General features: G+C 63.8%; 11 protein-coding genes. 4 read left to right on the top strand and 7 right to left on the bottom strand.

Annotated elements, in window-relative coordinates; translation table 11 throughout:
* The 3 genes from JQ621_RS26315 to JQ621_RS26305 all read left to right on the top strand — a co-directional run.
* A partial coding sequence (locus JQ621_RS26315; RefSeq protein WP_212238464.1) for an IS3 family transposase occupies nucleotides 1-582 on the top strand: 582 nt, incomplete at its 5' end.
* A gap of 135 nt (nucleotides 583-717) precedes the next feature.
* Nucleotides 718-1212 carry a hypothetical protein gene (locus JQ621_RS26310; RefSeq protein ID WP_212238457.1) on the top strand — a complete coding sequence of 165 codons (495 nt, stop codon included), beginning with the start codon at nucleotides 718-720 and terminating at the stop codon, nucleotides 1210-1212.
* Nucleotides 1202-1627: a hypothetical protein gene (locus JQ621_RS26305; protein WP_212238454.1), complete on the top strand. Its 426-nt coding sequence runs from the start codon at nucleotides 1202-1204 to the stop codon at nucleotides 1625-1627. Before JQ621_RS26310 ends, JQ621_RS26305 begins: the two co-directional genes overlap by 11 nt.
* Before the next feature lie 64 nt (nucleotides 1628-1691).
* On the opposite strand, the gene JQ621_RS26300 is transcribed toward JQ621_RS26305, so the two are convergent.
* Entirely contained in the window at nucleotides 1692-2915 is a 1224-nt protein-coding gene (locus tag JQ621_RS26300; protein ID WP_212238451.1) for a phenylacetate--CoA ligase family protein, read from the bottom strand.
* 86 nt (nucleotides 2916-3001) lie between these two features.
* On the opposite strand from JQ621_RS26300, the gene JQ621_RS26295 reads away from it, so the two are divergent.
* The gene (locus JQ621_RS26295) at nucleotides 3002-4153 is read left to right on the top strand and encodes an AGE family epimerase/isomerase (protein WP_212238448.1); all 1152 of its coding nucleotides are present in this window, start codon (nucleotides 3002-3004) and stop codon (nucleotides 4151-4153) included.
* 65 nt (nucleotides 4154-4218) lie between these two features.
* On the opposite strand, the gene JQ621_RS26290 is transcribed toward JQ621_RS26295, so the two are convergent.
* From JQ621_RS26290 to JQ621_RS26265, 6 genes are all read right to left on the bottom strand, one after another.
* The gene (locus JQ621_RS26290; protein WP_212238445.1) at nucleotides 4219-5058 is read right to left on the bottom strand and encodes an ABC transporter ATP-binding protein; all 840 of its coding nucleotides are present in this window, start codon (nucleotides 5056-5058) and stop codon (nucleotides 4219-4221) included.
* A 125-nt stretch (nucleotides 5059-5183) separates the two neighbouring features.
* Nucleotides 5184-6467, bottom strand: coding sequence for an ABC transporter substrate-binding protein (locus tag JQ621_RS26285; protein ID WP_212238442.1), 1284 nt, complete (start codon nucleotides 6465-6467; stop codon nucleotides 5184-5186).
* A 41-nt stretch (nucleotides 6468-6508) separates the two neighbouring features.
* Nucleotides 6509-7582, bottom strand: a complete 1074-nt coding sequence (locus tag JQ621_RS26280; protein WP_212238439.1) for a branched-chain amino acid ABC transporter permease — start codon at nucleotides 7580-7582, stop codon at nucleotides 6509-6511.
* Nucleotides 7583-7585: 3 nt separating this feature from the next.
* Nucleotides 7586-8479 carry a branched-chain amino acid ABC transporter permease gene (locus tag JQ621_RS26275; protein ID WP_212238436.1) on the bottom strand — a complete coding sequence of 298 codons (894 nt, stop codon included), beginning with the start codon at nucleotides 8477-8479 and terminating at the stop codon, nucleotides 7586-7588.
* Between the two features lie 260 nt (nucleotides 8480-8739).
* A complete protein-coding gene (locus JQ621_RS26270) occupies nucleotides 8740-10671 on the bottom strand; it encodes a long-chain fatty acid--CoA ligase (RefSeq protein ID WP_212238434.1) in 1932 nt (643 codons plus the stop codon).
* Nucleotides 10668-11489: an ABC transporter ATP-binding protein gene (locus tag JQ621_RS26265; RefSeq protein WP_212238432.1), complete on the bottom strand. Its 822-nt coding sequence runs from the start codon at nucleotides 11487-11489 to the stop codon at nucleotides 10668-10670. Before JQ621_RS26265 ends, JQ621_RS26270 begins: the two co-directional genes overlap by 4 nt.
* Nucleotides 11490-11750 lie beyond the last annotated feature (261 nt).

Below are 11750 nucleotides of genomic sequence, written 5' to 3'. Positions count from 1 at the left end.
ATCAGCGACAAGGCTGCGCCATGCCCGCTGGATCACGTCAACCGCCAGTTCAAGGCGCCGAGGCCGAATGTTCTCTGGCTCTCCGACTTCACCTATGTCGCGACCTGGACCGGCTTTGTCTACGTTGCCTTCGTCGTCGACGCCTATGCTCGCAGGATCGTGGGCTGGCGAGCCTCGCGCACAGCGCATGCCGGCTTCGTGCTCGACGCGCTGGAGCAGGCACTGCATGATCGACGGCCGGTCCATCGTGGCAGGCTCGTGCACCACAGCGACAGAGGCAGCCAATACGTCTCCATCAAGTACACCGAGCGCCTGGCTGAAGCAGGCGTGGAGCCTTCTGTTGGCAGCGTCGGAGATTCCTATGACAATGCCCTCGCCGAAACGATCAACGGCCTCTACAAGGCCGAGGTGATCCATCGGCGCGGACCATGGCGAAACTTCGAGGCCGTCGAGTTCGCGACTCTGGAATGGGTGGACTGGTTCAACAACCGAAGGCTCCTGGAGCCCATCCGCAACATACCGCCGGCCGAGGCCGAGCAACGCTACTACGCCACGCTGGAACAACCCGCCATGGCGGCATAACTTAAACCAAATGGCCTCCGGCAATCCCGGGGCGGTTCAAACAGATATTTCAGCCCAGTCAAAAAAGAACGTGATGAAGTGAGATCGCAGCTGGCAGAGTTTGAGGTGGGGGAAGCCGAGCTTCTCGCTCTGTCAATGCAAAACAACATCCGCGCCATTTCGAGGGTCGAAAAAATGGCTTCAGAACGCGATCGCAGTCGTCGAAAGCTGCAAGATGAAATGAGGCGCCGCCACCTTTCCCAACAGGGAAAATCAAAGGATCGCACTCGAGATACTGGTCGCCAGCAATCTCATCAGATTTCCCAAGAGGTGGATAGAGGGAACCGAGTTGTAGCCGATGAGCTTCATCGCGATCATGCACGGCAATCTGAGGAGCCGACAGCGGCAATGATCAACGAAGTCGGTATGGATCAAATAAGCATCCCGGGGTCTTCCCAACAGGCTCAAGTGGAGGCGGATCAGCGTGAAGCCCAGCATCATGAGGACAATGCAGACACTTGCCAACAGCGCGAAGCGACAGCAGACCCTGATGGAGGCGTCCCACATAATCTCAATGATCTCGTGATCCCCCAGCTATGGTCGTTGGAGGAGATCAGAGCAAGGGCGGGCGCGCACCACCATGACCACTGAAAAACAGGCCGAGGCAAACCGGCGGAACGCGCAGAAAAGCACCGGCCCGCGGACCGCAGCCGGGCGTCTCAAGTCAAGCCGCAACGCCGTTCGGCACGGTCTATCTATTCCGGTAGCGGCGAATGCTCTAGAGGAAATGCAGCAGCATAGGTTCGTGGAACTTCTGATTCCGGAAGGTGCCAGCCAGCCAAAAAAGCTGGCGGCGCTGGAACTGGCAAGAGCGCAAACGCAGTTGGAGCGGGTCGCAGCCGTTCGGAAAGGATTGATGGCAGAGCTGGATCTGCAATCTCCGTCGCTGGAGCAGGTGCGGCGCTTGGCGGCGCTTGAGCGCTACGAGGGCCGCGCCCAAAGGCAACGCCGTCGCGCCAGAGAGCAGCTTCTAGCGACGGAGTCGGTGGAGGAGGGTGTTGAGTAAGCAGCGTCGTAAAAGTTGGCAAAACGAACCCAATTTTCCCGACCTGTCTCAACTCGCACTGGGCCTACCGTTCGTCTGCGATCACCTTGCCGTCATTTGGCAGTGCTCCGAGGCTGACCAGCTGGACGCTGCCGCCGAGCTTCGTCACGGCGCGCAGGGTATCGGCGATCTCCTCCCGCAGCGCATCGCTTGCGGCTGCTGTCTCCACCTTCAGCGTCATTGCGTCGGTCTCGCCCTGGCGCGTCACCACGAGCCGCAGTCGTCCGAGCGCAGGATGGCGCTTGCCGATCTCCGCGATCTGCTCGGGGCGGACGAACATGCCTTTGACCTTGGTGGTCTGGTCGGCGCGGCCCATCCAGCCCTTGATGCGCATGTTGGTGCGGCCGCATGTGCTCGGCCCCGGCAGCGCCGCGGTGAGATCGCCGAGCGCGAGCCGGATCCAGGGATGATGCGGATCGAGCGAGGTCACCACGATCTCGCCAACGTCGCCCGGCGCGACGGGATCGCCGGTGCCGGGCTTGACGATCTCCATGATCAGGCCCTCGTTCACGACCATGCCCTCGCGCGCCTCGGTCTCGAATGCGATCAGGCCGAGATCGGCGGTGCCGAAGGCCTGGTAGGCGTCGATGCCGCGTGCCTTGATCTCGGCCTGGAGCGAGGGCGGGAAGGCGGCGCCCGAGACCAGCGCGCGCTTGATCGAGGAGACGTCGCGGCCTGCGGCTGTGGCGGCGTCGAGCAGGATCTTGAGGAAATCCGGCGTGCCGCTGTAGCCGACCGGACGGTAGGCCTCGATCAGCTCGAATTGCTGCTCGGTATTGCCGGGGCCGGCCGGGATCACGGCGCAGCCGAGTGCACGTGCCGACGAGTCGAAGATGAAACCACCTGGGGTGAGGTGGTAGCTGAAGGTGTTGAGCACAATGTCGTTGGCGCGGAATCCGGCCGCGAACAGCGCGCGCGCGCCGCGCCAGGGGTCGGCCTGCCGTCCCTCCGGCTCGAAGATCGGACCCGGGGAGGTGAAGAGGCGCGCGAACGACCCTGGGGCGGCCGTCACGAAGCCACCGAAGGGCTGGGAGGCCTTGTGCAGGGCCGGCAACTCCGACTTGCGCAGCACCGGCAGGGCCGCCAGCGCCGCTCTTGATGTCACGGAGGCAGGATCGACCCCCTTCAGCCGCTCGGCGTAGGCGGGCGCGCGCATCGCGTTGCGCAGCACGTCCGGCAGGCGAGTGAACAGATCGGCCTCGCGCGCCGCGGGCTCGCGCGTCTCGAGGGCGTCGTAATGAGCAGTCATGGCAGGTCTTTCCGGGTTAGCATCCGTTGCACGCCGCCGCTCGCATCGGTATCAGACGGCCATGGGCGGGGCGTGGAGAGGACGCGATGGCGGACGAGAGCATCATTCCGGCGGAGGAGGCGGCTGGCGTCGTCGCTCGCCTGAAGCGTCGCATGATCGAGGACGCGATCCCGCTGTGGTCGACCGTCGGTTGGGACGACGCCACGGGCGGTTTCATCGATCGGCTGCACCGCGACGGCTCGCCGGATACGGCCGCGCCGCGGCGGGTGATGGTGCAGGCCCGCCAGATCTATTGCTACGCCAAGGCGGCGCAGATGGGCTGGTATCCGCAAGGCCGCGCCATCGCGCTGAAGGGGCTCGAGCACATGTTGGCCAAGGCGAAGGCGCCCGACGGCCGGCCTGGTTTCGTGCACCGGCTGACGCCTGATGGTGCGGTGCTGGATGCGCGGCGCGATGCCTACGACCACGCCTTCATCCTGTTTGCGCTGGCGACCGTCTATGCGCTCGACAAGGATGCGCAAATTCGCACCGAGATCGATGCGCTGCTTGCCTTCCTCGACGGCCATCTGCGCTCGCCGCACGGCGGCGTCCACGAAGGCCTGCCGGTGACGCTGCCGCGCCGGCAGAATCCGCAGATGCATCTGTTCGAGGCGATGATCGCGTGTTTCGACGCGACGCACGATCTGTCGTTCCAGAATCGCGCGGGTGAATTCTTCGCGCTGTTCCTCGCCAATCTCTACGACAAGCAGAAGCGTATCCTCACGGAGTATTTCGAGGAGGATTGGTCGAAGATCGAGCCGGTCAGCGTCGAGCCGGGTCATCAGGCGGAATGGGTCTGGCTGCTGAAGGGCTTCGAACGCATCACGGGCTGCCCGACGGGCACGCGGCGCGCAGAATTGCTGGCAACGGCATTGCGCTATCGCGACGCGGCCACCGGCTGTGTGGTCGATGAGGGCGATGATGCCGGCAACATCCGGCGCGGCACGCGCCGGCTTTGGCCGCAGACCGAGATCGCGAAGGCGTGGATCGCGCAAGCCGAGTCGGGGGAGGCGGGTGCGGCGGACGAGGCGCGCGCGTCGTTGGTGCGGCTCGAACGGCATTATCTCAGCCATCCCGTGCGGGGCGGCTGGTACGACCAGTTCGACCGCGACGGCAAATCGCTGATCGACACCATTCCTGCGTCGTCGTTCTATCATGTTCTCTGCGCGGTCACGGAAGCGGAGCAGGTGCTCGAGTAAGTGTCTTTTGTTTTGACGCGTTGTCTTCACGCGAACCGGTTCCCGCTTCGCTTGAAGACGCGATGTCAGAGCCAGCGCTTGCGCCGCTTGAAGCTCTTGAGGTTCTTGAAACTCTTGCGCTGGTCGCCGGCGCCGCCGAGGTAGAATTCCTTGACGTCCTCGTTGTCGCGCAGCTCGTCGGCGGTGCCGTCGAGCACGACCTTGCCCTGCTCCATGATGTAGCCGTGGCTCGCCACCGACAGCGCGGCGCGGGCGTTCTGCTCGACCAGCAGGATGGTGACGCCGAGGTCGCGGTTGATCTTCTGGATGATTGAGAACACCTCCTTCACCAGCAGAGGCGAGAGGCCCATCGACGGCTCGTCCATCAGGATCATCTTCGGGCGCGCCATCAGCGCGCGGCCGATCGCGAGCATCTGCTGCTCGCCGCCGGAGAGATAGCCGGCAAGGCCCGTGCGTTCCTTCAGGCGCGGGAAGTAATTGAAGACCATATCGAGATCGGCATCGACCTCGCGGTCTCTGCGGGTGAATGCGCCGAGCCTGAGATTTTCCAGCGACGTCATGTCGGCGACGATGCGCCGGCCCTCCATCACCTGGAAGATGCCGCGGCGGACGATCTTGTCGGGATCGACGCCCGCGATCGGCTGGCCCTCGAACAGGATCTCGCCGCGCGTGACCTCGCCGTCCTCGGTCTTGAGCAGTCCCGAGATCGCCTTCAGCGTCGTCGACTTGCCGGCGCCGTTGGCCCCGAGCAGCGCCACGATCGCGCCCTTGGGCACGTCGAGGCTGAGACCGCGCAGCACCAGGATGACGTCGTCATAGACGACCTCGATGTTGCGCACGGCGAGGAGCGGCGGCGCCGGGACGACGGTGGGGGCGGGGCGAGGGGATTCGACGATGTCGGTCATTGGGTGTGTCGCCAATTTGGTACTCTCGTCATGCCCGGGCCTGTCCCGGGCATCCACGTTTTTCGTGCCGGGTGATTAGACGTGGATGGCCGGGACGAGCCCGGCCATGACGTCAGAGATCGGAATCACCAGCCAAACCATTCCGGCTTGCGCGGCAGCTCGACCGACTTGACCTTCTCGAGCTTGATGGTGCCCTTGGCCATGAGGTCGTTGATGTCGCCATCGGTGGCGCCCGAGACCTTCGTGCGGTAGAGGTCGACCTTCATGGTCCCGCGATGGTCCTTTTCGGTCCAGGTCGAAGGATTGCAGACGCCTTCCATACCTGATGGCACCCAGTCCTTCTTCTGGTAGAAGCCCTTGGCGACGTTCTCGCCGGTGGCGCCGCCGTTCTTGACGGCCCAATCGAGCGCCTCCTTCATGTAAAGTGCCGAGCAGACGGCCGCGACGTAGTGCACGGGGCGGTAAACCTTGCCGGTGGGGTCGGACATCCTGGAGATTTCCATCACCGTCTTCATGCCGGGCGCATCTCCGCCCCAGCTCACTGCCGTGCGCAGCGGGAACACCACGCCGTCGGCGGCGTCGCCGGCAGCCTTGGCGCCGGCCTCGTCCATGCCCCAGACATTGCCGAGGAACTGAACGTCCACGTTCGCGGCCTTGCACGCCTTCAGCACCGACACGTTGGATTGAGGCGTATTGCCGAGATAGGCGTAGTTCGCACCCGAGCTCTTCAGGCTCAGGCACTGGCTGCTGTAGTCGCCGGGGCTCAGCGCGAAGACCAGGGGCGGCAGCACTTCAAAGCCGAGCTCGGTGGCGAGCGCCTCGCCGGCCGCCTTCGGCGCGTTGGGGTAGGGATGGTTGGCGCCCATGTGCACGTATTTCGGCTTGCCCGGCTTGCCCTTGGCCTTCCAGTCGTCGGCTGCCCACATCAACATCGCGCGCAGCGCATCCGAATAGGTCGGGCCGTAGAAGAAATTGTACGGCGCGGGCTTGGCCTTGCCGCTGGTGCCTTCGGGGTCCGACAGGGCTGCGGCGTAGGAGCCGGACATGTCGGGGATCTTGTCCTGGGCGAGGAAGCCGGTCAGTGCTTCGGTATCCGCCGTGCCCCATCCCATGATGGCGGCGACCTTGGCGTCCGGCGCTGACCATTTCTTGTACAGCGCGATCGCCTTCGGCACCTGATAGCCGTAATCGTTGGTGTCGACGTTGAGCTGCTTGCCACCGACGCCGCCATTCTTGTTGACCCAGGCGAAGGTGTCGGCCACGGCCTGGCCGAATGGCGTGCCGACGTCGGCGGTGCCGCCGGAGCGGTCCTCGAGATGGCCGATCGCGATCTGCGCCTGCGCGCTGGCTGAAAATGCGGCGATCGCCAGCGCGAGCGAGGCGGTGCTCAAAAGGGCTTTTGTCTTCATTGGTCGTCTCCTCCTGTTGTTGGTTGTCGAATTCCCCGCGCTCAATACGAGAACGGGTAGAGTTTCCAATAAGCCTTGATCTGCCGCCAGCGATGCGCGAGCCCATCTGGCTCGAACATCAGGAACACGATGATGATGAGCCCGATCGCGATCTCGCGCAGAAAGGTGAGGTTGTTGCTGAGCGCCAGCGCCTTGTCGATCGTGCCGCCCTTCAAATACAGGCTGATCCATTCCATCGCCTCGGGGAGCAGCACGACGAAGGCGGTGCCCATCAGCGTGCCCATGATCGAGCCGGTGCCGCCGATGATGATCATGGCGAGAAACAGGATCGAGCGTTCGATGCCAAAACCTTCCTGCGACACGACGAGCTGGTAATGCGCAAAGAGAGCGCCGGCGATGCCGGCGAAGAAGGCGGCGAGCCCGAATGACAGCGTGCGGTATTTGGTGAGGTTGATGCCCATGATCTCGGCGGAGAGATAATGGTCGCGGATCGCCACCAGCGCGCGGCCGTCGCGCGTACGCATCAGATTGGTGACGAGGATGTAGCTCGCCAGCACATAGGCCAGCACCACGTAGAAATATTGCCGGTCGCCGCGCAACGTATAGCCGAAGATCGAAAACGGCTCGGCGCTCGCCGGCACGGAGCCGCCGGAAAACCATTCGGCGCGGGAGAAGAAGTCGAGCAGGATGTATTGCGCGGCAAGTGTGGCGATGACGAGGTAGAGACCCTTGAGCCGCGCCGCCGGGATGCCGAAGACCAGCCCGACCATCGCGGTGACGACGCCTGCGAGCGGGATCGCAAAGAACACCGGGATCGGCGCGTGGTTGGAGATGTAGGCGGAGGAGAAAGCGCCGAGCAGGAAGAAGGCGGCGTGGCCGATCGAGATCTGGCCGGTGAAGCCGACCAGGATATTCAACCCCAGCGCCGCAATCGAGAAGATGCCGATCTGGATCAAGATGCTGAGCCAGTATCCGCCCATGAACTGCGGCACAAGGCAAAGCAGCAGCACGCCTGCTATCGCGAAGTTGCGGCTCGTCGCGGTCGGGAAGATCGTGGTGTCGGCCGCGTAAGAGGTGCGGAAATCACCAGCAGGGATGAGGGAAGGGCCGGCCATGGGTCAGATCCGCTCGATGTCGTGGGTGCCGAACAGGCCGTAGGGCTTGATCATCAGCACGATGATGAGGACGTAGAACGGTGCAATCTCGTAGAGATTGCCCCAGTGCAGGTACTGGCTGTCGACATATTGCGCGATGTTCTCGAGCAGGCCGATGATGATGCCGCCAAGCACCGCGCCGCCGACGGAATCGAGCCCGCCGAGGATCGCCGCCGGAAACACCTTGATGCCGTAGGCGGCAAGGCCCGAGGAGACGCCGTTCACAACGGCGACGACGACGCCGGCGACCGCTGACACGGTCGCCGAGATCGCCCAGGCCATCGCGAACACGCTTTTCACGGAAATGCCGAGCGACTGCGCCACCTGCTGGTTGAACGCCGTGGCCCGCATCGCAAGGCCATACTTTGAAGCGCGGAAGAACCAGGCCATGCCGATCATCATCGCCACCGACACGATCAGGCTCATGACATAGACGGTCTGGATCTGGAGGCCGAACAGCGCGACCGACTGGCTCTCGAACACGCGCGGAAACGGCTGCGGGTTGACGCCGAACATCCATTTCAGCGTCGCCTGCAGCACGGTGGAGAGGCCGATCGTCACCATGATGACAGAGATAATGGGCTCGCCGATCATCGGCCGCAGGATCAGCACCTGGATCGCGATGCCGAACATGAACATGAATACCAGCGTCATCAGCATGCCGATCCAGAACGGCACCTGGTACTTGGCGAGCAGCGCCCAGCACACCCAGGCGCCGACCAGCAGCAGTTCACCTTGCGCGAAATTGACGACCTGCGTCGCCTTGTAGATCAGCACGAACGACATCGCGACGACGCCATAGAGCGTGCCGACGACGAGACCGTTGACCAGGAGCTGGATGAGGAAGGCGGTGTTCATGTTATGCTATCCTTCGCCTCTCCCCGCTTGCGGCAGGGCTATCGCATATGGTGGGCACGATGCGGCGGCATTGGCAGTCGGCTCCCTCTCCCGCTTGCGGGGGAGGGCTGGGGTGGGGGCTGTCTCCGCATTGGGATTGTTGAGAATTGCGGAGAATGTCCCCGAGTGGTGAGAACCCTCACCCGCCGCGCTCTGCGAGCGCGTCGGCCTCTCCCGCAAGCGGGAGAGGCAAAGGGCTGCGGTGTTCTTTGCCGGCAGGGTCACTCCGCCGCCTCCGCCATGGGGCCGCGTCCACCCAGATCCACGACCCTCAGCGTGGTGCGCACGCGTTGCGTGGTGCCGTCCTGGAAGCGGATCACGGTGTCGACGGGGATGTCGGCGGCGCCGCGGTAGATGGCGTCGATGATCCCGGCGTATTTCTCGTTGATCACGCTGCGGCGTACTTTTCGGGTGCGCGTGAGCTCGCCGTCGTCGGCATCGAGCTCCTTGTAGAGCAGCAGGAAACGCGAGATGCGCTGCGCCGGCGGCAGCGTGGCGTTGACGGTCTCGACTTCCTTCTGAACCAACGCATAGACCTCGGGCCGCGAGGCGAGGTCGCTGTAGGTCGTGAAGGAAAGCCGGTTCTTCTCCGCCCATTTGGAGATGATGGAGTAGCGGATGCAGATCATCGCCGCGAGCGCGTCGCGACCGGCGCCGAGTACCACGGCTTCCGCGATATAGGGCGAGAACTTCAGCTTGTTCTCGATGAATTGCGGCGAGAAGCGCTCGCCGCGCGAGGTCTCGGCGAGATCCTTGATGCGGTCGATGACGACGAGCTGACGGTTGGCGTTGAAATAGCCGGCATCGCCCGACAGCATCCAGCCATCCCTGACGTCGGCAACGCTCGCCTCCGGGTTCTTGTAATAGCCGAGGAACATGTTGGGATGCCGGACCACGATCTCGCCGACGCCGTGGATGTCGGCGTTGTCGATGCGGATCTCGATATTGTCGGCCATCGGCACGCCAGTGGTATCAGGATCGACTTTGCCCTCGGGATGCAGCGTATAGGCGCCCAGCAGCTCGGTCTGGCCATAGAGCGTGCGCAGCGGCACGCCCATGGCCTGGAAGAATTTGAAGGTATCAGGCCCGAGCGCCGCGCCGCCGGTCGCAGCCGAGCGCAGGCGTGTGAAGCCGAGCCGATCGCGCAGCGCGCGGAACAGGATCGCATCGGCAAGGCCGGATCGCTTGCCCTGTTCGAGCGCCGCGAGACCCGACTTCATGCCCAGATCGAACAGGCGCTGCTTCAAGGTGGTTGCGTCCATCACCTTGGCGCGGACGTCGGCGGCGATCGATTCCCAGACGCGCGGGGCAAAGAGCACGAATGTCGGTGCGATCTCGCGCAGATCGTTCATCATCGTCTCGGGCTCTTCGACGAAATTGATCTTCATCCGGCAGAGCAGGCCTTTGCCGAGCACATAGACCTGCTCCATGATCCAGGGCAACGGCAGCACCGAGACATATTCGTCGTCGGGCCCTTTGGGATCGAAGGCGAGATAGGTCGCGCAATGGCCGAGCACGCGGCCGGCGGCGAGCATCGCAAGCTTCGGATGCGACGTCGTGCCTGACGTCGTGCAGAGGATCGCGACATCCTCGCCTTTGGTGGCATCGACGAGCCGGTCGTAGAGCTCCGGCTCGCGCGTCGCCCGGGCACGGCCGAGCTCGGCAAATTTCTCCGCCGACATCAGGCGTGGGTCGTCATATTTCCGCATGCCGCGCGGATCGGAATAGATGATGTGCTTGAGATCAGGCACGCGCTCGGCCAGCGTCAGCAGCTTGTCGACCTGCTCTTCGTCCTCGGCAAAGACGAGCTGCGCCTCGCCATAGTTGAGGAGATAGGAGGCCTCTTCGTCCAGCACGTCGCGATAGAGCCCGAGGCTCAATCCGCCGATCGCGTGTGTCGCCACTTCCGCCGCGACCCAGTCCGGCCGGTTGTCGCCGATGATGCCGATGACGTCGCCGCGGCCAAGGCCAAGCTCGACGAGGCCGAGCGCAAAGTCGCGCACGCGGGTCTGGTAGTCGCTCCAGGTAAAGGGGCGCCAGAGGCCGAGATCCTTTTCGCGCAGCGCGATCTCGTTGCCATGCTCCTTCGCGTTCAGGCGAAGCATCTTCGGATAGGTGTCGGCCTGGGCGACGCGGGCTGCGTAATCCATCATGCCGCGCTCTCCTGCGCCGGCGGCGCGTCGTCAGGGTCGACCAGCACCTCGTCTTCTTCGCCAAGATAGGCGCGCTTGACGTGGGGATCGGCGAGCACGGCGGCCGGATCGCCCTCGGCGATCTTGCGGCCGAAATCCAGCACCATGACGCGGTGGGAGATGTCCATCACCACGCCCATGTCGTGCTCGATCATCACCACGGTCATGCCGAACTCCTCGTTGAGATCGACGATGTAGCGGGCCATGTCCTCCTTCTCCTCGAAGTTCATGCCGGCCATCGGCTCATCGAGGAGAATGAGGCGCGGTTCCAGCGCCATGGCGCGGGCGAGTTCGACGCGCTTGCGCAGGCCGTAGGAAAGGGTGCCGGCGGTCGCCTTGCGGACCGACTGGAGGTCGAGGAAGTCGATGATTTCTTCCACCTTGCGTCGGTGCTCGAGCTCTTCCTTGCGCGCACCGGTGAGCCAGTACAGCGAGCCCGTGAGGAAATTATTCTTCAGGAGGTGATGGCGGCCGACCATGATGTTGTCGAGCACGCTCATATGGTGAAACAGCGCAAGGTTCTGGAAGGTGCGGCCGATCCCGAGCTTGGGGCGCGCATTCGGCGTCAAGCCGGTGATGTCGCGTCCCCCGTAGAACAGCTGGCCTTCGGTCGGCTTGTAGCGACCGGAAATACAGTTCACGATCGATGTCTTGCCGGCCCCGTTGGGGCCTATGATCGAGAACAGCTCGCCCTCGTTGATGGCGAAGCTGACATCGGTCAGCGCGCGAACGCCGCCGAATCGCAAGGACACGCCGCGCACTTCGAGACTGGTAGCCACCAAACAAATCCCTCCCGGTGATGGCGCGTTCAGCGGCGCTCTTCGTCGGTTCCTCCGGGCGATCCTAGTACGGTCGTGCCGGTGAGGCCATGCAGCACATGGTCCCGCCCGGAGCCGCGCCGCTCTCGTCCTTTTGGGGGATCAAAAGCCGCATCACCCGAGGTGGCCCTCAATAGGGGAAAGCGCTATTTTGAAATGTCTCCGGCCTGACAATTCTGCGACAAAGTTTTTTCGGGCAGCTGCGGCCTCCATCTTTCGTAG

The organism is Bradyrhizobium manausense (genome assembly GCF_018129685.1).
Classification (GTDB): domain Bacteria; phylum Pseudomonadota; class Alphaproteobacteria; order Rhizobiales; family Xanthobacteraceae; genus Bradyrhizobium; species Bradyrhizobium manausense_D.
This window is presented reverse-complemented; position numbering and strand designations above follow the sequence as displayed.

Coding starts and splice junctions, on each gene's coding strand:
- JQ621_RS26310 (WP_212238457.1), top strand. CDS start 718: ATGCAAAACAACATCCGCGCCATTTCGAGGGTCGAAAAAATGGCTTCA.
- JQ621_RS26305 (WP_212238454.1), top strand. CDS start 1,202: ATGACCACTGAAAAACAGGCCGAGGCAAACCGGCGGAACGCGCAGAAA.
- JQ621_RS26300 (WP_212238451.1), bottom strand. CDS start 2,915: ATGACTGCTCATTACGACGCCCTCGAGACGCGCGAGCCCGCGGCGCGC.
- JQ621_RS26295 (WP_212238448.1), top strand. CDS start 3,002: ATGGCGGACGAGAGCATCATTCCGGCGGAGGAGGCGGCTGGCGTCGTC.
- JQ621_RS26290 (WP_212238445.1), bottom strand. CDS start 5,058: ATGACCGACATCGTCGAATCCCCTCGCCCCGCCCCCACCGTCGTCCCG.
- JQ621_RS26285 (WP_212238442.1), bottom strand. CDS start 6,467: ATGAAGACAAAAGCCCTTTTGAGCACCGCCTCGCTCGCGCTGGCGATC.
- JQ621_RS26280 (WP_212238439.1), bottom strand. CDS start 7,582: ATGGCCGGCCCTTCCCTCATCCCTGCTGGTGATTTCCGCACCTCTTAC.
- JQ621_RS26275 (WP_212238436.1), bottom strand. CDS start 8,479: ATGAACACCGCCTTCCTCATCCAGCTCCTGGTCAACGGTCTCGTCGTC.
- JQ621_RS26270 (WP_212238434.1), bottom strand. CDS start 10,671: ATGATGGATTACGCAGCCCGCGTCGCCCAGGCCGACACCTATCCGAAG.